Source organism: Burkholderia sp. USMB20 (genome assembly GCF_000949135.2).
Taxonomy (GTDB): domain Bacteria; phylum Pseudomonadota; class Gammaproteobacteria; order Burkholderiales; family Burkholderiaceae; genus Burkholderia.
Map to the genome: position 1 here is coordinate 1 of NZ_JTAN02000019.1, position 21,601 is coordinate 21,601.

General features: G+C 67.9%; 18 protein-coding genes. 12 read left to right on the forward strand and 6 right to left on the reverse strand.

Features of this window, described 5'->3' with window-relative positions:
• Nucleotides 1–382 precede the first annotated feature (382 nt).
• The 3 genes from PL79_RS24485 to PL79_RS24495 all read left to right on the forward strand — a co-directional run bounded on the left by PL79_RS24485 (nucleotide 383) and on the right by PL79_RS24495 (nucleotide 3,453).
• Nucleotides 383–1,900 (forward strand): hypothetical protein, encoded by a 1,518-nt coding sequence (locus PL79_RS24485; protein WP_044848118.1) that lies wholly within the window; start codon nucleotides 383–385, stop codon nucleotides 1,898–1,900.
• 31 nt (nucleotides 1,901–1,931) lie between these two features.
• A complete protein-coding gene (locus tag PL79_RS24490) occupies nucleotides 1,932–2,258 on the forward strand; it encodes a hypothetical protein (RefSeq protein WP_044848119.1) in 327 nt (108 codons plus the stop codon).
• A gap of 139 nt (nucleotides 2,259–2,397) precedes the next feature.
• Complete coding sequence (locus PL79_RS24495; protein ID WP_044848120.1) at nucleotides 2,398–3,453, forward strand: helix-turn-helix domain-containing protein; 1,056 nt, start codon at nucleotides 2,398–2,400, stop codon at nucleotides 3,451–3,453.
• Nucleotides 3,454–3,515: 62 nt separating this feature from the next.
• On the opposite strand, the gene PL79_RS24500 is transcribed toward PL79_RS24495, so the two are convergent.
• Nucleotides 3,516–4,922 (reverse strand): hypothetical protein, encoded by a 1,407-nt coding sequence (locus PL79_RS24500; RefSeq protein WP_044848121.1) that lies wholly within the window; start codon nucleotides 4,920–4,922, stop codon nucleotides 3,516–3,518.
• A gap of 134 nt (nucleotides 4,923–5,056) precedes the next feature.
• Nucleotides 5,057–5,818 (reverse strand): 2-keto-4-pentenoate hydratase, encoded by a 762-nt coding sequence (locus PL79_RS24505; RefSeq protein WP_044848122.1) that lies wholly within the window; start codon nucleotides 5,816–5,818, stop codon nucleotides 5,057–5,059.
• Nucleotides 5,819–6,084: 266 nt separating this feature from the next.
• On the opposite strand from PL79_RS24505, the gene PL79_RS24510 reads away from it, so the two are divergent.
• The 5 genes from PL79_RS24510 to PL79_RS24530 all read left to right on the forward strand — a co-directional run bounded on the left by PL79_RS24510 (nucleotide 6,085) and on the right by PL79_RS24530 (nucleotide 10,065).
• Complete coding sequence (locus PL79_RS24510; protein WP_044848123.1) at nucleotides 6,085–6,564, forward strand: universal stress protein; 480 nt, start codon at nucleotides 6,085–6,087, stop codon at nucleotides 6,562–6,564.
• A gap of 12 nt (nucleotides 6,565–6,576) precedes the next feature.
• Nucleotides 6,577–6,768 (forward strand): DUF2964 family protein, encoded by a 192-nt coding sequence (locus PL79_RS24515; RefSeq protein WP_044848124.1) that lies wholly within the window; start codon nucleotides 6,577–6,579, stop codon nucleotides 6,766–6,768.
• 149 nt (nucleotides 6,769–6,917) lie between these two features.
• A complete protein-coding gene (locus PL79_RS24520; RefSeq protein WP_044848125.1) occupies nucleotides 6,918–8,654 on the forward strand; it encodes a site-specific integrase in 1,737 nt (578 codons plus the stop codon).
• A 107-nt stretch (nucleotides 8,655–8,761) separates the two neighbouring features.
• On the forward strand, nucleotides 8,762–9,085 hold the full coding sequence (locus PL79_RS24525) for a TfoX/Sxy family protein (RefSeq protein ID WP_044848126.1): 324 nt from the start codon (nucleotides 8,762–8,764) through the stop codon (nucleotides 9,083–9,085).
• A gap of 59 nt (nucleotides 9,086–9,144) precedes the next feature.
• Complete coding sequence (locus PL79_RS24530) at nucleotides 9,145–10,065, forward strand: hypothetical protein (protein WP_044848127.1); 921 nt, start codon at nucleotides 9,145–9,147, stop codon at nucleotides 10,063–10,065.
• Between the two features lie 30 nt (nucleotides 10,066–10,095).
• Here the strand turns inward: PL79_RS24530 and PL79_RS24535 are convergent, their stop codons facing one another.
• Together PL79_RS24535 and PL79_RS24540 are read right to left on the reverse strand one after the other, a co-directional pair.
• Nucleotides 10,096–11,247 (reverse strand): branched-chain amino acid ABC transporter substrate-binding protein, encoded by a 1,152-nt coding sequence (locus PL79_RS24535; RefSeq protein ID WP_044848128.1) that lies wholly within the window; start codon nucleotides 11,245–11,247, stop codon nucleotides 10,096–10,098.
• Between the two features lie 36 nt (nucleotides 11,248–11,283).
• A complete protein-coding gene (locus tag PL79_RS24540) occupies nucleotides 11,284–12,513 on the reverse strand; it encodes an NAD(P)/FAD-dependent oxidoreductase (protein ID WP_044848129.1) in 1,230 nt (409 codons plus the stop codon).
• A 231-nt stretch (nucleotides 12,514–12,744) separates the two neighbouring features.
• Here PL79_RS24540 and PL79_RS24545 point away from each other — a divergent pair, with 231 nt between their 5' ends.
• A complete protein-coding gene (locus PL79_RS24545) occupies nucleotides 12,745–14,157 on the forward strand; it encodes an aminotransferase-like domain-containing protein (RefSeq protein ID WP_044848130.1) in 1,413 nt (470 codons plus the stop codon).
• 736 nt (nucleotides 14,158–14,893) lie between these two features.
• Nucleotides 14,894–16,318: an aminotransferase-like domain-containing protein gene (locus tag PL79_RS24550; RefSeq protein ID WP_044848131.1), complete on the forward strand. Its 1,425-nt coding sequence runs from the start codon at nucleotides 14,894–14,896 to the stop codon at nucleotides 16,316–16,318.
• Between the two features lie 88 nt (nucleotides 16,319–16,406).
• Here PL79_RS24550 and PL79_RS24555 read toward each other — a convergent pair whose 3' ends face one another.
• The gene (locus PL79_RS24555) at nucleotides 16,407–17,024 is read right to left on the reverse strand and encodes a LysE family translocator (RefSeq protein ID WP_044848132.1); all 618 of its coding nucleotides are present in this window, start codon (nucleotides 17,022–17,024) and stop codon (nucleotides 16,407–16,409) included.
• Nucleotides 17,025–17,091: 67 nt separating this feature from the next.
• Here PL79_RS24555 and PL79_RS24560 point away from each other — a divergent pair, with 67 nt between their 5' ends.
• Complete coding sequence (locus PL79_RS24560; RefSeq protein WP_044848133.1) at nucleotides 17,092–18,015, forward strand: LysR family transcriptional regulator; 924 nt, start codon at nucleotides 17,092–17,094, stop codon at nucleotides 18,013–18,015.
• A gap of 132 nt (nucleotides 18,016–18,147) precedes the next feature.
• Here PL79_RS24560 and acnB read toward each other — a convergent pair whose 3' ends face one another.
• Nucleotides 18,148–20,733 (reverse strand): bifunctional aconitate hydratase 2/2-methylisocitrate dehydratase, encoded by a 2,586-nt coding sequence (acnB, locus tag PL79_RS24565; RefSeq protein WP_044848134.1) that lies wholly within the window; start codon nucleotides 20,731–20,733, stop codon nucleotides 18,148–18,150.
• Nucleotides 20,734–21,216: 483 nt separating this feature from the next.
• On the opposite strand from acnB, the gene PL79_RS24570 reads away from it, so the two are divergent.
• A complete protein-coding gene (locus PL79_RS24570) occupies nucleotides 21,217–21,597 on the forward strand; it encodes a nucleotide pyrophosphohydrolase (protein WP_044848135.1) in 381 nt (126 codons plus the stop codon).
• The last annotated feature ends 4 nt before the right edge of the window (nucleotides 21,598–21,601 follow it).

Genomic DNA, 21,601 nt, shown 5'->3' on the forward strand with positions numbered 1-21,601 from the left:
GGACCCCGCACCCCGCACCCCGCACCCCGCACCCCGCGGCTGGCGCGGCAATCCGCATCCGCGCACCACCGGCTCATGCGCGTGCCGACACCCGGCGAAATGCATCTCCACTCACTGTAGACGCAACCCCACCTTGATTCCGGATCGTATGAATTAAGATGCAGCCGGCACTTCGGGGTGTCCGGTGCTGGGCGACAGAGGCAGTACGCAAGCCGTCGTCCGTACCGGAAGCAAAGGCCGTCCGCGCGATCGAACCGGGCGAGGCTCGACGAAAGCGCGGCATTCCATATCCATTGAATGGCACTGCTTATCAATATGCGCGGCAGGTTCGACCTGCTGCACGGGCAAGCACATGCCGTCAATCCAGAACAAGAGGATTGTGATGAAACCCGTTACCTGGACGGCCATGGCCGTCGTTCTCGCGTTGACCGCATGCGGCGGCGACGACGTCTCGACCAAGAGCGGTGCGTCGCAGTCGACACCGACCTCTCCCGGATCACCTTCAGGCACGACATCGCCCGGCGGCGGCTCGAACGGCGGCTCGAATGGCGGGCCGACCGGCGGCGGAACCACGCAGCCGCAGGCCGGCTGGTCGACGGCCGTCGCGGTGGACGGCAAGGGGCCGGAAGGCGACCCCAGCGTGACGATCGACGCGAGCGGCAATGCGCTCGCCACCTGGATGACCGTCGACCCGGCCAGTCCGTACGGCAACAAAATGTGGGGCGCGCGCTATGTCCCCGGTTCGGGCTGGCAAAGCGCGACGCGGCTCGACACGAGCGACGGTACGCATTCGATGAACGGGTTGACCGGCGTTCCGCCGCAGCTGGTCGGCAATGCGAGCGGCCAGGCGGTCGCGTTCTGGACCGAATGGATGCCGGGCCCCAACACGTACGCATTGTGGGCGCGCCCGTACAGCCCGGGCGCCGGCTGGGGCACGGCGTCCGAACTGGCAGCGGACATGAGTGGGTCGTCCTATACGGCCGGGATCGACAGCCAGGGCAACGCGCTCGTCGCCTGGACGCAGTCGATCAGCCTGCTCGATACGCGCATCGCCTGGACGCGCTATGCGCAGGCGGGACAGTGGTCGCCCACGGCGCTGATCCAGATGCCGGTGCAGACCGGGCCGGGTGCGGTGACCGGCGATACGGACAACGTGAGGCCGATGATGTCGGTCCTGTCGTCCGGCCGCGCGGTGCTCGCGTGGCGGCAGACCAACCATACGCATTCGGCGCTGTGGACGGCCACGTACGACCCGACCAACGGCTGGACCGACGTCAACCAGGCCGTGTCGAACACGAGCTTGTTTACGACGATCATCTCGCCGGCGGCCGGCATGGACGCGAAGGGCAACATCACGCTGGTGTGGGGGCAGCTCGACGTGACCGGCGGGCATCTCGAGACGACCACGATGGCGCAACGCTTCGTCGCCGGCACCGGGTGGCAGCCGGCCGCGCCGGTGGCGCCGGCGATCACTGAGCCGACCGGCTTCATCGCGACGCCGATGCTGACCGTCAACGACAACGGCATCGCGGCCGTGATGTGGGCGGAGGGCGGCGCGGTGCTGCAGGCGAGCGTGTCCGATGCCGGCGGAAACTGGGGGCCGCTGCAGCGGCTGACGGAACACCTGAACGGGGCGGCCGCCCAGTACCCGCCGCTGGTGATCGACGCGGCGGGCCACGTGACGGTCGCATGGCAGGACACGGGCTTGCCGGGCGCGTCGGCCGTCATCGCGGCCCGCTACCGGGACGGGGCGTGGAGCGCGTCGACGGTGGCGGCACAGAGCGCATCGTGGCCGGCGCTGGCCGTCAACGCGACGGGGTCGATGGCACTCCTCTGGCAATCGTACGTCGCGAGTATCGGCAGCCAGCTGCAGTCCAGTTTCTATACCCCGGGCTCGTGATCGCGTTGCGCGGGAAACCGAAGGAGAAGCCATGAAGAAGACCTTGCTTTGCACCGTACGGACCGCGCTGGGCGCCGCGGCCGCCGGCCTCGCGCTGGCCGGTTGCGGCACGACGCAGATGAACATGACCGACGTGCAGACATCGACCGCGAAGACGATCGGCCTTGCGTCGTCGGACGAAATCACGATCGCCAACGTGCAGTACGGGAAGAAGAACGGGCTCGGCGGCCAGCAGGTGAGTTACGACGCGACCACCGGCAAGGGGCGGCGCTTCACCTGCACCGTGTTCATGATTCCCGGCCTCACGCCGATCGACCGGCCGACGTACAACGACTGGGAATGCCATCCGCGTCGCTGACGCCCGCGCTGCCCGCCGCGCGCATGTCGATCGACGGCGCGGCGGGCACTGCGACGAACCCGCTGTCCACCGCCGCATTTTGGTCCGATAATCGACGAACCGATCCCTTCCTTTCCTGTCGGCTCGAATGAAAACTGCCATGGATCAAGCGGATGCCATCCCCGTCTTCAAGTTTCGTACCACCGACTATCCGGTGCGGGACCGATTCCACGTGTGGGTCAAGGACATGCTCTGCGACTACCGGCTGGACGACCTCGGCGACTACGGCGCGTTCAACGCGGAAGCGACCGGCGCGGCGCTCGGCCCGCTGATCTTCTCGAGCCGATGCTGGCGGTCGCGCGCGCCGACCTACTCGGTGCACCGCACGACGCGGCGGATCCGGCTCGACGGCCAGGATTCGGTCCGCTTCACGCTGCTGCTGGGCGGGCATCTTACGTGCCGCACAGGCGGGCCGGAACTGGTCAAGCGCGCGGGCGACCTGTTCGTCTATGACGTCGCGCAGGTCAACGATTGCCGGGTCGAGGCCGGCGACGTGATCAGCCTCGTGGTGCCGCGCTATCTGCTGCCGCCCCATGCGGCGAACGCGCACGGGCAGACGCTGGCGAGCGGTGTCGGGCGGCTGCTCGGCGACCAGATGCTGTCGCTGCACCGCAACCTGCCGAACCTGCGCACGCACGAATTGCCGAGCGTCGTGCAATCGTTGCTGCTGCTCATGAGCGCGGCCGTCGCCCCGAGCGCACAGGCGTTCGACGAGGCGCGCGGCCCGATCGACACCGCGCTGATCGAGCGCGTGCGGCGCTATATCGACGCGCACCTGCTGGAGCCCGACCTCGCACCCGAGCGGATCTGCCGGGACATCGGCGTGTCGCGGGCGCGGCTTTATCAGCTGTTCAAGGAAGAGGGCGGCGTGATGCGGCAGATCACGCGCAGGCGGCTGCGTCACGCGTACCACGTGCTCGGCGATCCGCAGCGCCGGCACCAGCGCATCGCGGAGATTGCATGGGCGCACGGCTTTCCGGACGAGAAGTACTTCCATCGGCTGTTCAAGGCCGAGTTCGGCCATACGCCGAAGGAAACGCCGGCATGCGCGGCGGCGCCGGTTCTGCTGCCGTTCGGCGCGGACGATGACAGCCGCTGGGGAGACGGCGGGCGACTGAAGGGGTGGACGCTACCGTTCGGGGTACTCAACAACTGAGCGGATCACGCGTGACGATTCAACGCGGAAGTCGCGCCATTCGTGCCATTCGCGCTCGCACGTCACGCCTCGTTCGCAGCGCTGTCGCCCATGTCGCCTTCGATCGCGGCCATCAGATCGTCGACGCCCACCATCAGCGCCCGAACCTGCCGCAGCGATTCGTACTGGTGCAGCACCGTGCGCCATGACGGCAGTTCCAGCAGCGCTTGCCAGACGGCGCCGAGGCCGTGGTGATCGGCATCCGTGCATTGCGCGAGCGCGCTCGCGTATTCGAGGCTCGCCGGCGCCGACAGCAACTGCATCCGGCTTGCGGCACCCAGCAGGCGCGGCGCCGGGTCTGCCGACGCATCGCAGCAGTACAGCACTTCGCGCTGCAATGCCGCGTCGTCGATCGTCAGCGCGCGCAGCGACGCGCCGTGCAGGCGTACCGTGCCTTCGCGCGTGTCGAACGCATAGACGGTGTCCGGATCGGCTTGCGCGAGCAGGCTCAGGCCGCGCAGCAGGCGCGGCAGATCGGTCGTCGCGGCATCCGCGGACGCTTTCGCTTCGACGAGAAACACGACGTGCCACGCGGCCGACGGATCGTCGCCGCGCGCGCGAGCGAGCAGCACCGCATCCCACTCGGTTTTCGCGCGGTCGTGCTTGGCCGGTATCGAGGCCGGCACGCGCATCGACGTGACCACGCGATACGTGCGCTGCGCATCGCTCGCGTCGAGCTGCGCGGCCAGGGCGTCGAGCGCCTGCGCGGCCAGCGCCTCGACGGCCGCGCCCCGCTGTTGCGACGTGACACCTTGCGCGACGGCGAGCGCGCTGCCTTCGAGCGGACCCTGGCGGCTCCACAGCGTGCGGTACAGCCGGACGTCCGGATCCGGCGCCAGCGCATCGAGACGCCGCAGCCGCCCGAGCGCGGCGCTGTCCTTCAGTCTGGCGACGTCCTGTTCGAACGCGGTGTCGGTCGCCATCTCCGGCCGCGCGAGCAGCTGCCGCAGCGCGGCGTCGAGATCATCCCACGACGCGCCGGCCGCGGCCGCATGCAGCCGCGCGAGCGGCTCGCGTTGCCATGCCTGCGCATGCCGTTCGAGCCGGGCCGGATGCGCGATCGTGTTGACGGCCGAGCGCAGCGCGCGCCGGTCCTGCTCGGCATGCGCGGCGAGCGAAGCGTATTCGCGCACGGCCGCCGCGCGATGCCGAAGCACCGCGGCCTGGAAGGCGGGGTCGCCGGATTGCGGGTCCATCGCGTCGCCGATCATCCGCGCGAGCGCATCGATGAAGCGGCGTTGCAATGCGGGGTCGGGCGTGCGGCCGTCGGCCTGCATCCGGCGCGCTTCCTCGATCGCGACGGCGATGACGACGGCCGGGTTCGCGGCGTCGGCCAGCGACGGCGCATGCACGAGCGGCGGCAACCGGTAGCGGCGATCGACGGTGCGCAGGACTTCGTCCAGCAGGGCGGGCAACGGTGTCGGCGGCATGGCGAATGACGGAAAGGCACGCGGTTCAAGCGTGACGGGCGTTGTGCAACGGTATCACGCAGCGTCGGCAGGCGGGGCGGGCGCCGCGTTCGTCGCGAGCCGCGCCCGCCGCTGAACGTCAGGCCGTCAGCCCGTCAAGCCGTCAGCGTCACCGACAGGCTGCCGAGTTCACCGAAGCGCACCGTCAGCGCATCGCCGAGCGGCACGTCGATCGCACCCGCATACGAACCGGTCGTCACGATCTGGCCGGCCCGCGCGCCGTCGCCGCGCGATGCGAGGAAATTGACCAGCCATACCAGCGGCTTGAGCGGATCGCCGTCCGGATGACGGCCGTCGATCGTGCGATTCAGCGCACCCTCGAACGACAGCGCGAGCGTCTCGAGCGGCACGTTCAATCCGTCGGGCACGACGGGACCCACGCACAATCCCTGGTTGAACTGCCCGTCGGCGAGCAGTTCGAACTTCGATGCGCGCGCGGGCTCCGCATAGCGGCAACCCAGCACCTCGAGCACGATGCGCACTTCGCGGATCGCGCCGCGCACGTCGTGCTCGTCGTACGGCTGCGCGCGGGCGGGCAGGTCGCGATCGAGCACGAACGCGATTTCCGGCTCGATCCGCACGATCGGGCCGCCGACGACGCGGTACGGCGCATCGGCTGCGCGGATCGTCGACGCGAAGATCGGCGCGACGATCACGCGGTCGGGCGGCGGCAGCGCGCATTTCCATCCGCCGATGGATTCGCCGAGCAGGTCGGCGACGCGATGCTGGATCGCGAGTGCGGTATCGACGTTCTCGGGGCGCAAGGCGTCGGGCAGCAGCGGGCCGGGCACGCCGGCATGGCGGGCGGCGACGAGATGCTGGGCGGCGCCGTCCACGCGTTCGGTAGTCGTTGTCATGTCGGTTGAGCGAGTTGAAAGTGAGCCGGCAAAAAAGGGCCGGACGAAGGTCGTAACGTCGATGATAGCGCCTTCGGCGGCATGGCCGCTCGGCAGCCCGGTTCGGCCACCGGGACGGCGCCCCGGCTGCTCCGCGTGGCGCTTTGCCGCACGACCCGCTGTCGGGGGAATCTTGATCGCCGTCAACCTTCGAACCGGCCGTCCGCCGATGATGGGCACATGGCCGCGCGCGACCGCGCCCGGCAACTCACCCCAGCGAGGTTCGCATGTACAAGAAGATCATGGTGGCCGTCGACGGCAGCGCTTCGTCGAAACAGGCGCTTGCCGAGGCAGTGAAGGTGGCACTGGCGGGCGACACGCACGTCAGCGCCGTCTATGTGGTCGACAAGTCGGTGCTGTTCACGTACGCGGGCCGTTTCGACCCGCACGCGCTCATCGAGGAAATCCGCGACGACGGGCGCAAGGTGCTGCGTGAAGCCGAACAGATCATCGCACTGGCCGGCGCGAAGGGCGAGGCCGAGCTCGTCGAAACCGAGAGCATCGGCGAGGACGTCGCGGAACGCCTGCAGCGTTACGTGACGGAGCGCGGGATCGACCTCGCGGTGGTCGGCACGCACGGGCGGCGCGGCATCCGGCGCGTGCTGCTCGGGAGCGTCGCCGAACGCTTCGTGCGCGGTGCGAAGTGCCCGGTGCTGCTGATTCGCGGCGATGATGCCGGCGAGCCGGCGTCCGCCGCGGCAGCCTGACGCGAGCGCGCGATGATACGTCGCCAGTACCGGATCGTCGTCGCGGCGATCGCCGTGTTCGTGTCGCTCGCGGGGATGATGGCCGTCGTGACCGGGCTGCTGTTCGACGCGACGATCGCGCTGCGCGGCGGCGCGATCGCGTTGATCGTCGGCGTGGCCTGCTTTGTCGTGATGCTCAACCCGGGGCCGAAGGGCGAGGGGTGACGCGCGGCCGGCGTCGGTTCTGTCCATGCGGCGCATGCCTGTGACAGGCTGACCGTTGCCGCGCGAAGCCGCAGACCCCGGCATCGCGCGCGTGTCTCGCAGCGCTCGAGGCGTTTTCGAGCGTCGGCGGTTCTGTCAAACTGGCGCCCATGACACCGCGCCTCGCCTCACCGCCTTCCTCCGATTCCGCGCCTGCGCCCGCAGGTTTTCCCGACGCCGACGAACTGGCCGCGCTGCGAGCGTGGTATGCGGGCATGACCGTGCGTCAGGCCGTCGAGCGCTATCTGCCCGATCGTCTCGGCGAAGGGCGCTCGGCGCGCGGCGTGATCGGCGGGATTCGCCGCCGCCTCGTGCGCGTCGCGCGGCAGGTCGGGCGACCCGACCTCGCGGAGCAGCTCGGTCATGCCGACAGCGCGCGCATCCAGATGGCGAAGGCCGCGACCGATGCGATCGGCGTGCTGCGCCATGCGCGCGCGCCGGTGCCGCAGATCAGCGACGACGTCGGCTTGTGGCTGCCGGCGCGCGCCGTCGTCGCACTGCGTGCGCACGGGATTGCGACGCTGGCCGACCTGACCGTGCGGATTCCGCGACGGCGTCAGTGGTGGCGCGCGATCGCGGGGCTCGGCATGGCGAGCGCGCGGCATATCGAGGCGTTCTTTTCCGCGCATCCCGACCTGACCGAGCGGGCGCGCGCGCTGATCGCGGCCACGCCGCGCAGCGGCATCGTGCCGTGGGAGCAGCTGAAGCTGCCGCACGAAGTCGACGGATCGAACGGCACGTTCCGCGCGCCGCGCGCAACCAGCACGCTCGACGCGGACAACGATTACGCGGCCGTGCACGCGTGGCTGTCGCTGCACGAATCGGCCGCGACGCGCCGCGCGTACCGGAAGGAAGCCGAGCGGCTGATCCTGTGGGCGATCGTCGAGCGCGGGCGCGCGCTGTCGTCGCTGACCACCGAGGATGCGGTCGCGTATCGCGCGTTCCTGCGCAACCCGGCGCCGCACGAGCGCTGGGTCGGGCCGGTGCGGCCGCGCGGCGCGCCGGACTGGCGGCCGTTTTCGGGCGGGCTGTCCGCGCGCTCGGCCGCGTACACGCTGTCGGTGCTCGGCGCGCTGTTCCGCTGGCTGATCGAGCAGCGCTACCTGCTCGCGAATCCGTTCGCGGGCGTCAAGGTGCGCGACACGCGCGGCGCGAATGCGCTCGACACGTCGCATGCGTTCACCGAAGGCGAGTGGCTGCTCGTGCGCACGATCGCGGACGGGCTCGAGTTTCGCAAGGACAAACCGTCCGGCGCGCCGCAGTCCGGCTGGACGCCGGCCGCCGCGCAACGGCTGCGCTTCATCCTCGACTTCGGCTATGCGACCGGGCTGCGTGCGAGCGAGCTGGTCGGCGCGACGCTCGGCGACATCGAAACGGACGCGCACGGCGATGCATGGCTGAAGGTGATCGGCAAAGGCAGCAAGGCCGCGCGTGTCGCGCTGCCGCCGCTCGCGCGCACGGCGCTCGACCGGCATCTGGTCGCGCGGCGGCTGCCGGTGACGCCGGTGCGCTGGCGCCCGGATACGCCGCTGATTCCGAGCCTCGCGGAAGACGGCGCGGCCGGCATCACGAGCGTGCGGCTGTGGAAGGTGATGCAGCGGTTCTTCGCGCAGACGGCCGCGCTCGTCGATGACGACAATCCTGCGCTCGCGCAGAAGCTGCGGCAGGCCAGCCCGCACTGGATGCGCCATACGCACGCGACGCATGCGCTCGCGCGCGGCGCGGAGCTGACGACGGTGCGCGACAACCTGCGGCATGCGTCGATCTCGACGACGTCGATTTATCTGCATGGGGACGACGTGAAGCGGGCGCGGCAGATGTCGAGTGCGTTTTCGGCTGACAAATGAGCTGGGGAGCAGGGGGAGCACGGTGCACGAGCGATTGCGCGACGATTGAACGGAACGACACCGCATCGGTGACGGTCAGAACGGTTATTCGATCACGGAGCGCATGAATGGCATCGAGTCAGGGAACCGTCGATTTCATCGTTGAGCAGATGGCTGCGGCGGGCGCCGTGTCGGCCCGCAAGATGTTCGGCGAATATGGCATCTACTGCGACGGCAAGATGGTCGCGCTGGTGTGCGACGACCGGTTGTTCGTCAAGCCGACGCCCGACGGGCGTGCGTTTCTCGGTGCGTGCGAGGAAGGTCCGCCGTATCCGTCGGCGAAGCCACATCTTGTCATCGGAGGAGAGCGCTGGGACGACCGCGAATGGCTGTCGACGCTGATCCGGATCACGGCCGCGCAACTGCCGGTGCCGGTGAAGCGGAGCCGATAGCGGTCGGCGTATTCTGTGAACCATGCGCGCTTCCCCCGCGCCCCCGCTGGAGCACAAGAATGGAGACATCCACATACCCGCAAGCCCCGCGCTACGCCCGCCGCGCCTGGCACGCGCTCGTCGCGGCGCTATGCGTCGGCTGGAGCGCGCTGTCGTTCGGCGCGGACGGCGCCGACGGCGCGGTGGCCCTGCTCGACCGTTACCACAGCCTCGGCGAGCAACTGAAGAACAACCCGTTCCACCGCCCGCTGTACCTCGAATCGTCCGAGGCATCTTCATCGCTGAAGGGCGATATCTACGCGGTCGTCGACTATCCGTTCGCCGTCGTGAACGGCAAGCTGAACGATCCCGCACAAGGCCCCGCGAACTGGTGCGCGGTGCTGATCCTGCACCTGAACACGAAGTACTGTCACGCGTCGACAGGCGGCAACGGCCCGGTGCTCGACGTGAACCTCGGCCGCAAGATCGAGCAGAAGCTGTCGGACACCTACCGCGTGCAGTTCCGCTACCGCGTGGCCGCCGCGACGCCCGACTACTTCCAGGTCGACCTGACCGCCGACAGCGGCCCGATGGGCACGAAGGATTACCGGATCGCGCTGGAGGCCGTGCCGGTCGGCGCGTCGCGCACGTTCCTGCACCTCACGTATTCGTACGGCTTCGGCACGGTCGGCCGCATGGCGATGAAGACCTACCTCGCGACGGTCGGCAGCGACAAGGTCGGGTTCACGGCCGCGAGCGGCGCATCGGCTGCGCAGCCGCAATACATCGGCGGCGTGCGCGGCTTGCTGGAGCGCAACACGATGCGCTACTACCTCGCGATCGACACGTATCTCGCGACGCTCGACAAGCCGCTCGACCAGCGCCTCGCGCGCTGGTTCGACGCGACCGAGCAGTATCCGCAGCAACTGCACGAAGTCGAGCGCGGCGCGTATCTGCAGATGAAGGCGCAGGAGGTGCAGCGGCAGCAGACGGCGCGATGACGCCGGCTGCCGCGCGCTGCTCGGCGTCGATCAGTTCGACGCGCCGCCGACCGTGCGAATGCTGTGCCACTGCCCCTGTTCGACGCGGAACAGCGTGTAGGGCGGCTTGATCAGGTCGCCGCGCTCGTCGAACGAGATCTTCCCGGTCACGCCCGTGACCGACACGCCCGGCAGGCTCGCGACGATCTTGCTGCGGTCGAGCGAATCGGCCTTGCGGATCGCCGCGATCATCGCGAGCGCCGCGTCATACGCAAACGGCGCATACAGCTCGACGTCCTGGTTGAAGCGCGCCTTGTAGCGCTGCGCGAACGCGATCGCCGACGGCAGCTTGTCGAGCGCCGGCCCCGGCTCGAGATCCTGCGTACCTTCGCCCGCATTGCCGGCGATCTTCAGGAACGCATTGCTTTTCAGCGCGCCGGCGCCGAACAGCTGCGCGCGGATGCCGAGCGAGCGCATCTGCTTGACGAGCATCGCGCCCTGTTCGTCGAGGCCGCCGAAGAACAGCAGGTCGATGTTGTTGCTCTTCATCGTGGTCAGGATGCCGCGGAAATCGACCGCCTTGTCGTTCGTGTATTCGCGGCCGACGATGGTGCCGTGCGCGTCCTTCACACCTTTCTCGAATGCGTCCGCGAGCCCCTGGCCGAATGCGGTGCGGTCGTCGATGATGCCGATCCGCCTGGCCTTCAGCTGCTCGACCGCGAAGCGTCCGGCGACCACGCCGCCGACGCCGTCGTGCCCCATCGTGCGGAACACGTTCTTGAAGCCCTGCATCGTCAGTTGCGGATTGGTCGAGCCGGGCGTGATCATCGCGACGTTCGCCTGCTTGTAGACGGCCGACGCGGGGATGCTGCAGCCCGAGTTGTAGTGGCCGACCACGCCGACCACGCCGTCGTCGACGAGCTTCTGGCCGACCTGGATCGCGATGCGCGGATCGGCCTGGTCGTCCTGCACGTCGAGCACGAAGCGCACGGGCTTGCCGCCGATGGTCGGGTGTTTCGCGTTCTCCTCGTCGAGCGCGAGCTGCGCGCCGTATTGCAGGTCCTTGCCGACGCGCGCGACCGGGCCCGTCAGCGGGCCGGCGAAGCCGATCTTGACGGTTTCCGGGTCCGCGGCCTGCGCGGACGCGGTGACCGTGCCGATCGAGCAGACGGCCAGCCATGCCAGCCAGTTACGACGATTCATGATGCCTCCTTGCAGTGGTGGAAGTGGCGGCGCGCGTCAGAATCGCGCGGCCCGGTAGGGGGTGAGATCCAGCGGCGGCGCACGTTGCGCGACGAGATCGGCGACGATCCGCCCGGTGATGCCGGCGAGCGTGACGCCGAGATGCTGGTGGCCGAACGCGTGGATCACGCGCTCGCTGCGCCGCGCGCGGCCGATCACGGGTACGCCGTCCGGCAGCGTGGGCCGAAAGCCGAGCCAGCTGCGCGTCGGCGCGCCGAGCGATGGCAGTGCCTCGCGCGCGGAGCGGGTGAGCAGCGCGACCAGCGAGCGGTTCATGCCGGCGTCGAAGCCGCCGAGTTCGACGGTGCCGGCCGCGCGCAATCCTTCGTCGAGCGGCGTCATGTAGAACCCGCGCTCGGCCCAGCCGACCGGCCGCGTGACGATCTGCTCGTGCGCGGCGAACTGCACGTGGTAGCCGCGCTCGGTGTCGAGCGGCACGGTGTCGCCGCACGCGGCGGCGAATGCGCGCGAGCGGGCGCCGGCGGCAATCACCACATGATCGAAGCGGCGCACGGTGCCGCCCGCATGCAGGCTCACGCCGTCGCCGACGGGCTCGATCCGTTCGACCTGCGCGCGTTCGAGCGTCGCGCCGCCGGTTGCCAGGTGCGCGAACAGTTCGCCGAGGAACCCGCAGGGATCGGAGAAATGCCAGCTCCCGTGGAACAGCACGCCGCGCGTGAAGATCGGCGCGAGCGCGGGCTCGAGCCGGCGGATCGCGTCCGCGTCGAGCGTGTCGAACGGCACGCCGAGCCGGCGCCGCAGCGCGAGCGACGGCTGCGCGGCGTCGAACGACGCCTGCCGTGCGTACAGATACAGGCATTCGCGCGGCCGCACGAATGCCGCGAGCCGCGACGGCGCGAGCAACGGCGCATAGCCGTCGGCGGCGCGCGTCAGCAGCGCGGCCAGCGCGCTCGCGCTGCGCGCGTGATGCGCGGGCGTCGACGCGACGAGGAACCGTGCGAGCCACGGCGCGCCGCGCAGCAGGTAAGGCCAGCGGATGCGCAGCGGGCTGTCGGCGCCGAACAGGAAGTGCGGCATGTCGCGGAACACGGACGGGCCGTTGACGGGCACGCAGCCATACGGCGCGAACGTCGCGGCGTTGCCGAACGACGCGCCATGGCCGACGCCGGCCGGATCGAACAGCGTGACGCGGTGCCCGTCGCGCTGCAGCCAGGCCGCCGCGCCGAGTCCGATGAAACCTGCACCCACGATGGCGATGTTCGCCATGTCGCCTCTCCTCCGGCACGCGTGATTCACACAAAGATGGGATAAAGAATCACACAGTAATTTTTTGTGTGCAATCAAAAAGCGATTGTATGGCGCTAGCGTTTACCCGATTTCAACTGGCTGTTTTGACTGACCTTTCGGCTGACGTTTGACCGGAAGGGGATGTCATATACAATCGCTGAGCAGCCTTGAACGGCAGACAAACGCTTTTTGTGTGGATACAGGCGACGAATGGCAGCAGACAAATTTTCCGGTGAGCGCGACGGCGACGCGCCGGCGCAGGCGAAGCGGCCGACCTATGTCGAGGTATCGAGTTCGATCGAGGCGGAAATCCGCAACGGCATGTACCCCCCGGGCAGCCGCCTGCCGCCGCAGCGCCAGCTCGCGACCGAGCTCGGCATCAACGTGTCGACCGTGTCGCGCGCGTACAAGGAGCTGCAGCTGCGCGGCCTCGTGATCGGCAGCAAGCGGCGCGGGTCGCTCGTCACCGGCGGCGCGATGCCGAGCATCGAGCCGGCCCGCGCGTCGCTCGCGGCGGGCAACGGGGTGATCGACCTGACGGTGAACCGGCCGGCGACCGGCGAGTTTCTGGCGTGCCTCGCGCAGACGTTCGGCACGCTGCCGGCCGATCCGCGGTTCGCGTCGCTGCAGGAATACCAGCCGCCGCAGGGCCCCGACTGGGCGCGCGCCGCGGGCGCGCAGTGGCTGGCCGCGCCGGGCTTCACGCCGTCGCGCGACCAGGTGGTCGTCACGAGCGGCGCGCAGCACGGGCTTTATGCGGTGCTGAACAGCCTGATCGGCACCGACGGCGTGATCGTCGCCGACCGGCTCACGTATTACGGCCTGAAGGCGCTCGCGCCGGTGTTCCAGTTCGAGATCGTCAGCGCGCCGGCCGACGACGACGGCCTGCTGCCCGACGAGATCGAGCGGATCTGCCAGCGCATGCCGGTCAAGGCGATCTTCGTCGTGCCGAACCTGCAGAACCCGACCGTGACGACGATGAGCCTCGCGCGCCGCATGGCGCTCGTCGACGTCGCGCGCCGCCATCACGTGACGATCATCGAGGACGACGTGTACGGGCCGCTCGTGCGCGACCGGCTGCCGGCGATCGCGGGCTTGTGTCCCGAGCTCACGTTCCATATCGGCGCGACGTCGAAGATCCTCGCGCCCGGGCTGCGCCTCGGCTACCTGAGCTGCCCGCGCGACAGCGTCGCGCTGTGCGCGGAAGCGGTGCGCACCACCGCGTGGATGCCCGCGCCGACGTCGATGCTGATCGCGACGGTGTGGATCGAGAACGGCACCGCCGAGCGGATCATGAGCGCGCAGCTGGCGGAGATCCGCGCGCGCGTCGATCTTGCGCGGGAACTGCTGCCGGCCGGGCACCTGAAGTCGGATCCCGCATGCATGTTCGTGTGGCTGCGGCTGCCGCCACCGTGGCGGGCCGACGACTTCGCCGCGAACGCGAAGGCCCGCGGCGTGATCGTGATGCCGTCGTCGACGTTCGCGGTGGATCGCGCGGAAATCGAGCACGGCGTGCGCATCAATCTCGCGTGTCCGGCGACCCGCGACGAGCTCGTGAACGGGCTGCGGATTCTTGCCGGCACGCTGAAGGACCGGCCGCGCGCGCTGTTCGGGTCGATCTGACGCGCGCCGTTCGCGCCGAGCCAACCCGCAACAACTTCGACGATCCGCCGCGGCAGCGGCGCTGTGCCGTCACGCAGGCGTGACATCGCGTGCAGCGGTGGCGGCTGGCGGTTCGCCGCCTGTATCGGGCCGGCCGATGGTGATCCTCACGCCGGGCGTCGGCGAACGGCCCGCATGCCTTGTTTTCACCGGAGCGCGGCCGCATCTCGTCCGGGCCCGATTCCCCGACCATCGAGACACGCGCTGGCGCGCGTGCCAATCGCCGCGGCGTTCTGGCGTGATTTTCACGGCTGCACGATCGCGGGTCGGCGCAACCCATCCCTGCCGGGCCTGTACTGCATTGCCGGATGCCGCGGACGCAACCGCGAACTGCGCGATCACCCGGTACCCCCTCGAATCCCCAGCCGCCGCCTCCCCAGCCGCTGCGTCAATTCATAAGACGTACAGTTCGCCCGAAATCGCAAATTCGCGCCGAACTGTACTCTTGTGTGCGTATCCGATGTGTGTACTCCGCGCCAACTGTTCTGCTTTTAAGATTCGATCATCAAGTGCACAGTGCCGCAAGCCCAGACGTCACGGGCCGCCCGGCGCATCTTCAAAAGCGAGCCACGGCGATGGAAAAGGCAAAACCGGAGGGAGCAATCAGGCATCACGACAGCCCGGTCGGCGGGCAGAACACGCGCGTATTGGACGCGCGCGGAGGGGCGCGCATGCGCGCGCCGGCAGGGAGCATGCGATGAAGCTCTACGAAAAACTCGCGGACGACATCGAACGCCTGATCCGCCAGGGCGTGTACCGGCACGGCGACCGGATTCCGTCGGTGCGGCAGGCAAGCCAGCAGCACCGGATCAGCATCACGACCGTGCTGCACGCGTACCTGCTGCTCGAAAGCCGCGGGCTGCTGGAAAGCCGTCCGCAGTCGGGGTACTTCGTGAACCTGCGGCGCGACGACAACCATGCACCGGTGCGCGAACTGCGCCCGTCGAAGCCGATCGCGATCTCGTCGTCGGTAGACATGAGCCGGCTCGTGCTGTCGACGCTGCGCTCGATCGGCACCGACGACGCGGTGCCGCTCGGCTCGCCGTACCCCGACCCGAGCCTGTTCCCGTTCGAGAAGCTGAACCGCTACGCGTATGCGGCCGGCCGCGACAAGTCGCTGTGGGGCGTGACCGACGGGCTGCCGCCCGGCCATCCGCGCCTGATCCGGCAGATCGCACGGCGCTACCTGGAAAACGGGATGTCGGTCGACCCGAACGAGATCATCGTGACGGTCGGCGCGACCGAGGCGATCAACCTGTGCCTGCAGGCGGTCGCGAAACCGGGCGACACGATCGCGGTGGAATCGCCGACGTTCTACGCGATGCTGCACGCGATCGAACGGATGGGGATGAAGGCGATCGAGGTGGCGACGCATCCGGAATACGGAATCGACATCGCGGCACTGGCGGCGATCGCGAAGTCGCAGCCGATCGCCGCATGCATGGTGATGCCGAACTTCCAGAATCCGCTCGGTTTCCAGATGCCCGATGAGCGCAAGCGCGAACTGGTTGAGTTCGCAACTAAAATCGACATGCCGATCATCGAGAACGGTGTGTATAACGAACTGTATTTCGGCGAGTCGCATCCGAGCACGCTGAAGTCCTACGACCGCAGTGGAATCGTGCTGCACTGCGCGTCGTTCTCGAAGAGCCTGACGGCCGCGTACCGGATCGGCTGGGCGTTGCCGGGCCGGTATCGCGATCAGGTCGAGAAGCTGAAGTTCCTGAACACACTGGCGACGCCGTCGCTGCCGCAGCTGGCGATCGCCGAGTTTCTCGAACGCGACGGCTACGAGCATCACCTGCGGCGCCTGCGCAAGGCGTATGCGCAACAGGCGAACCTGATGCGCGCGATGGTGTCGCGGTTCTTCCCGGAAGGCACGCGCATCTCGAGCCCGGCGGGCGGCTACGTGCTGTGGGTCGAGTTGCCGGCGCAGGTCGATGCGATGCGGCTGTACCAGCTCGCGCTGGAGCAGGGAATCACGATCGGTCCGGGCTACATGTTCTCGATCACCGACAACTACCGCAATTTCATCCGGCTGAACTACAGCAGCCCGTGGTCGCCCGAGATCGAGCAGGCGGTGATCGCGGTCGGCAAGCTCGCGGCGTCGTGCATGCGGTGAGGCGAAGGCCGGTGCGCGTCGCGTGCGCCGGCCTGCTCGATGCCGATATGCGGGCTGAACCGCGCGCCCGGGCGTCGATGTGCGGCGATCAGCGACTGCCGCGCGCAATGGCCAGCATCACGCCGAAGCCGACGAGCAACACGCCAAACGTGCGATCGATCCAGTGACGCAAGGACAGCAGGCGATCGCGGACGGCGTCGGCGGAGAAACAGAGCGCCACGAGACTGAACCAGCCCGCGTGCGCCAGCGCGATGAACAGGCCGTAGCCGATCTGCACCGGTAATGGCGTGTCGGGGCGGACCGCCTGCATGAACAGGCTGACGATGAACACGGTGGTTTTCGGATTCAGCGCGTTCGTCAGAAAGCCGGTGCGCAGCGCCGCCAGATCCGACAGGGGCGCGGCCTGCGTCGCGGGGCGGCCGTCCACGGGTTTGGCCGCGAGCATCTTCGCGCCGAGGTAGATCAGGTAGAGCGCGCCGACGAGCTTCACGGCATTGAATAGCCACAGCGACTGGCGGATCAGGAGGCCGACGCCGAGCAGCGTGTAGCTCACATGAACCGTCACGCCCAGCCCGATTCCCCACGCGGTGAGCAGGCCCGAGCGGCGCGACAGCATCAGGCTGTTGCGCGTGACCATCGCGAAATCCGGCCCGGGGCTGACGACGGCCAGCAGCGTGATGGTGACTACGACTATCCATTCCGTCATTGCATCGTCCTTTTGAAATTCATCGTGATGAGCGAATATTAGGGATCACGATTCGCGAGGAAAAGCGATGTTTTCTGACCAGGATGGTGAGCCTGACTCACATGAGGTTCGTACCAATCTGCCGTCGTTGATGGCCCTGCGCTGCTTCGAGGCGGCGGCGCGCCATGAGCATTTCAGCCGCGCCGCCGATGAACTGCATCTGACGCACGGCGCCGTCAGTCGCGCGGTGCGTCTGCTCGAGGACGATCTCGGTGTGGCGTTGTTCGAGCGGCGCAGTCGTCGGGTCTTCCTGACCGACGCGGGCCGCAAGCTGGCGCAGGCCGTTCATGACGGCCTGCATCTGATGAAACAGGCCGCGCACGAATTGCGGACCGAGGCGGCCCGCGCGCAGCGTTGGGTGCTGTCGTGCGAACCGACGCTGCTGATGCGCTGGCTGATTCCGCGCTGGCCGGATTTCCAGGCAGCTTACGCGGGCGTCGATATCCATCTCGCCGCGGCGGGCGGCCCGTTCTCGTTCGACAACGGCATCGACATGGCGATCCGCCGCAATGACTTTGCGTGGCCCGCCGGCTATCACGCGGAGCGACTGTTCGCGGAGAAGGTCGGTCCGGTGTGCCGGCCCGACAAGGTCGATGCGTGGTTTTCAGGCAGTCGGCATGACCGCGCGTTGAAGCGGGGCGCGCCGCGACTGCATACCCGGACGCGGCCGGACGCATGGAAGGAATGGGCGGCGGCCGCGCATCAGCCGGCGGGAAGCGGACGCGGGCAGATGTTCGACCATTTCTATTTCAGCCTTCAGGCGGCCGTCGCGGGGCTGGGTGTCGCGATCGGGCCGTGGCATCTCGTTCGCGACGACCTCGAAAGCGGCGTGCTGGTCGCGCCGATGGGTTTCGTCGAAGACGGCTCGCACTATTGCCTGCTGACGCCGGAGCCCGTGAAGGACGGAAGCGCACAAGCGGATCTGCTCGGCTGGCTGAAGGCGATGGCCTGACGTGTGAGCCGGACCGTCTTATAGCGCCAGCGACATCCAAAAATCCAAAAAAATGGCGCCGCGGCCATTCAGCCCGCGGCGCCATTGCGTATCGCCACGACGGGCATCACCCGCCGTAGCGCGACAGCATGCTTAGATCTGCACGGTGTCGGCGACTTCCTTGAAGTCTTCGATCTGGTCGAAGTTCATGTACTGGTAGATCTTGTCGCCGTTTGCCGTGAGCACGCCCATGTCGGCCATGTACTCTTCCTTGGTCGGGATCTTGCCCAGACGCGAGCAGATCGCCGCCAGTTCTGCCGAGCCGAGGTACACGTTCGTGTTCTTGCCGAGACGGTTCGGGAAGTTGCGGGTCGACGTCGACATCACCGTCGCGCCTTCGCGCACCTGCGCCTGGTTGCCCATGCACAGCGAGCAGCCCGGCATTTCGGTGCGCGCGCCGGCCGTGCCGAACACGCCGTAGTGGCCTTCTTCCGTCAGCTGCTTCTGGTCCATCTTGGTCGGCGGCGCGACCCACAGCTTGACCGGAATGTCGCGCTTGCCTTCCAGCAGCTTCGACGCCGCACGGAAGTGACCGATGTTGGTCATGCACGAGCCGATGAACACTTCGTCGATCTTGGCGCCGGCCACGTCGGACAGCGTCTTCACGTCGTCCGGGTCGTTCGGGCATGCGACGATCGGCTCGTGGATGTCGGCGAGGTCGATCTCGATGACGGCCGCGTATTCGGCGTCGGCATCCGGCGCGAGCAGTTGCGGGTCGGCCAGCCACTGCTCCATCGCCGCGATACGGCGCTGCAGGCTGCGCGGATCCTGGTAGCCCTGCGCAATCATCCACTTCAGCAGCGTGATGTTGCTGTTCAGGTACTCGATGATAGGTTCCTTGTTCAGGTGCACCGTGCAACCGGCTGCCGAACGCTCGGCCGACGCATCCGACAGTTCGAACGCTTGCTCGACCTTCAGGTCGGGCAGGCCTTCGATTTCGAGGATGCGGCCCGAGAAGATGTTCTTCTTGCCTTGCTTCGCGACCGTCAGCATGCCTTGCTTGATCGCGTACAGCGGAATCGCGTTGACGAGGTCACGCAGCGTGACGCCCGGCTGCATCTTGCCCTTGAAGCGGACCAGCACCGATTCCGGCATGTCCAGCGGCATCGTGCCGGTGGCGGCCGCGAACGCGACCAGGCCCGAGCCTGCCGGGAAGCTGATGCCGATCGGGAAGCGCGTGTGCGAGTCGCCGCCGGTGCCGACGGTGTCGGGCAGCAGCATGCGGTTCAGCCACGAGTGGATCACGCCGTCGCCCGGACGCAGCGCGATGCCGCCACGCGTGCTGATGAAGTTCGGCAGCGTCTGGTGCGTCTTCACGTCGACGGGCTTCGGATAAGCGGCGGTGTGGCAGAACGACTGCATCACGAGGTCGGCCGAGAAGCCGAGGCACGCCAGATCCTTCAGTTCGTCGCGGGTCATCGGGCCCGTGGTGTCCTGCGAGCCGACCGAGGTCATCTTCGGTTCGCAGTACGTGCCCGGGCGCACGCCCTGGCCTTCCGGCAAACCGCATGCGCGGCCGACCATCTTCTGCGCGAGCGAGAAGCCCTTGCCGCTGTCGGCCGGCTGGTGCGGCAGGCGGAACAGCGTCGACGGTGCGAGGCCCAGCGCTTCACGCGCCTTCGCGGTCAGGCCGCGGCCGATGATCAGCGGAATGCGGCCGCCGGCGCGCACTTCGTCGAACAGCACGTCGGACTTGACCTGGAATTCGGCGATCACGTTGCCGTCCTTCAGCGCCTTGCCTTCGTACGGGCGCAGTTCGACCACGTCGCCCATGTTCATCTGCGACACGTCGAGTTCGATCGGCAGCGCGCCGGCGTCTTCCATCGTGTTGTAGAAGATCGGGGCGATCTTGCCGCCGAGGCACACGCCGCCGAAGCGCTTGTTCGGCACGAACGGGATGTCTTCGCCGGTGAACCACAGCACCGAGTTGGTGGCCGACTTGCGCGAGGAGCCGGTGCCGACCACGTCGCCGACGTAGGCGACCAGGTGACCCTTTTCCTTCAGCGATTCGATGAACTTGACCGGGCCGCGCTTGCCGTCTTCTTCCGGCGTGATTCCGGGGCGCGCGTTCTTCAGCATCGCCAGCGCGTGCATCGGGATGTCCGGGCGGGTGGTGGCGTCCGGGGCCGGCGACAGGTCGTCGGTGTTGGTTTCGCCCGTGACCTTGAACACGGTGATGGTCAGGCTTTCCGGCACTTCCGGACGGCTCGTGAACCATTCGGCGTCGGCCCAGCTCTGCAGCACGGCCTTCGCGTGCGCGTTGCCCTGGTCGGCGAGTTCCTTCACGTCATGGAACTGGTCGAACATCAGCAGGGTTTTCTTCAGCGCGTCGGCAGCGACGGCCGCGACCGCTTCGTCGGACAGCAGCTCGATCAGCGGCTGGATGTTGTAGCCGCCGAGCATCGTGCCGAGCAGCTCGGTCGCGCGCTCGCGCGAGATCAGCGGGCAGGCCGTCTCGCCCTTCGCGACGGCGGCCAGGAAGCCGGCCTTCACGCGCGCGGCTTCGTCGACGCCGGCGGGCACGCGGTGGGTGATCAGGTCGAGCAGCGTCTGCTCTTCGCCTGCGGGCGGGTGCGCCAGCAGTTCCACCAGTTCGGCGGTTTGCTGGGCCGTCAGCGGCAGGGGGGGAATACCGAGCGCGGCGCGGGCGGCCACGTGAGCACGAAAGTTTTCAAGCATGGGGGACCTGCTGAGATTGCGTTTCAGGGGAAGGGCTTTCCAGGCACGCCGAGGCTGCTGTTCCGGACACTGCTTCACTGCTTGGACGGGATTCTAGTCGCAATATGGTCAGGCGTCAAATGTCTTATGTCTTATATAAGAGTTGCGGCGCGTGGCGGCTGAGCCGTCTTGCCGGGTATCCGGCGGGGGCGCATCGAAGCTGGATGCGAAGCGGGCGGAAAATCGCGAACTGCGTGGGCCGGAGCGGGACGGTTCGACGCAGGGGCGTGATCGTGAATTTGGGCCGTCGCTACGATGCCCTGACGGCGGGACGGCATTTCGCTTGCCCTTGGTGCGACGCTTGCCGGGGCAGCTTCCAGCTCCTATATCATTCGGGTCTGTCCATGCGGGGGAGCTGTACTCGCAGGCCGAAGGGCGGATTTCTCATGCCCGCATGCCGTCGAAGGCATCGATAGATTTTGGATATGCACCGGGAGTCGCTACGTGGAAAAGTCTGAGTTGCGGAATGATCTAGTGGAGTTGCGCGAACTCGTCCGCCAGTTCGTCGACGAGCGCGACTGGGACAAATTCCACACGCCGAAGAACCTGGCGACAGCGCTCAGCATCGAAGCGAGTGAATTGCTGGAGCCGTTTCAATGGCTCGTTTCGGGCGACAAGAGCGAACTTGGCGAAGCCAACCTGACGGCCGTCCGTCACGAGATGGCCGACGTATTGGTGTATCTGGTTCGCCTCGCGGACAAGATGGATGTCGATCTTTTTCAGGCGGTGCTTGAGAAGATGGAGCTCAACCGGGCAAAGTATCCGGCTGACAGAGTGAGGGGCGACTCGCGAAAATACTCTGAATATAAAAATCAGGAGAAATGAGGCT

Coding starts and splice junctions, on each gene's coding strand:
- acnB (WP_044848134.1), bottom strand. CDS start 20,733: ATGCTTGAAAACTTTCGTGCTCACGTGGCCGCCCGCGCCGCGCTCGGT.
- PL79_RS24540 (WP_044848129.1), bottom strand. CDS start 12,513: ATGGCGAACATCGCCATCGTGGGTGCAGGTTTCATCGGACTCGGCGCG.
- PL79_RS24520 (WP_044848125.1), top strand. CDS start 6,918: ATGACACCGCGCCTCGCCTCACCGCCTTCCTCCGATTCCGCGCCTGCG.
- PL79_RS24555 (WP_044848132.1), bottom strand. CDS start 17,024: ATGACGGAATGGATAGTCGTAGTCACCATCACGCTGCTGGCCGTCGTC.
- PL79_RS24515 (WP_044848124.1), top strand. CDS start 6,577: ATGATACGTCGCCAGTACCGGATCGTCGTCGCGGCGATCGCCGTGTTC.
- PL79_RS24485 (WP_044848118.1), top strand. CDS start 383: ATGAAACCCGTTACCTGGACGGCCATGGCCGTCGTTCTCGCGTTGACC.
- PL79_RS24505 (WP_044848122.1), bottom strand. CDS start 5,818: ATGACAACGACTACCGAACGCGTGGACGGCGCCGCCCAGCATCTCGTC.
- PL79_RS24490 (WP_044848119.1), top strand. CDS start 1,932: ATGAAGAAGACCTTGCTTTGCACCGTACGGACCGCGCTGGGCGCCGCG.
- PL79_RS24560 (WP_044848133.1), top strand. CDS start 17,092: ATGTTTTCTGACCAGGATGGTGAGCCTGACTCACATGAGGTTCGTACC.
- PL79_RS24535 (WP_044848128.1), bottom strand. CDS start 11,247: ATGAATCGTCGTAACTGGCTGGCATGGCTGGCCGTCTGCTCGATCGGC.
- PL79_RS24510 (WP_044848123.1), top strand. CDS start 6,085: ATGTACAAGAAGATCATGGTGGCCGTCGACGGCAGCGCTTCGTCGAAA.
- PL79_RS24525 (WP_044848126.1), top strand. CDS start 8,762: ATGGCATCGAGTCAGGGAACCGTCGATTTCATCGTTGAGCAGATGGCT.
- PL79_RS24530 (WP_044848127.1), top strand. CDS start 9,145: ATGGAGACATCCACATACCCGCAAGCCCCGCGCTACGCCCGCCGCGCC.
- PL79_RS24500 (WP_044848121.1), bottom strand. CDS start 4,922: ATGCCGCCGACACCGTTGCCCGCCCTGCTGGACGAAGTCCTGCGCACC.
- PL79_RS24545 (WP_044848130.1), top strand. CDS start 12,745: ATGGCAGCAGACAAATTTTCCGGTGAGCGCGACGGCGACGCGCCGGCG.
- PL79_RS24550 (WP_044848131.1), top strand. CDS start 14,894: ATGAAGCTCTACGAAAAACTCGCGGACGACATCGAACGCCTGATCCGC.
- PL79_RS24495 (WP_044848120.1), top strand. CDS start 2,398: ATGGATCAAGCGGATGCCATCCCCGTCTTCAAGTTTCGTACCACCGAC.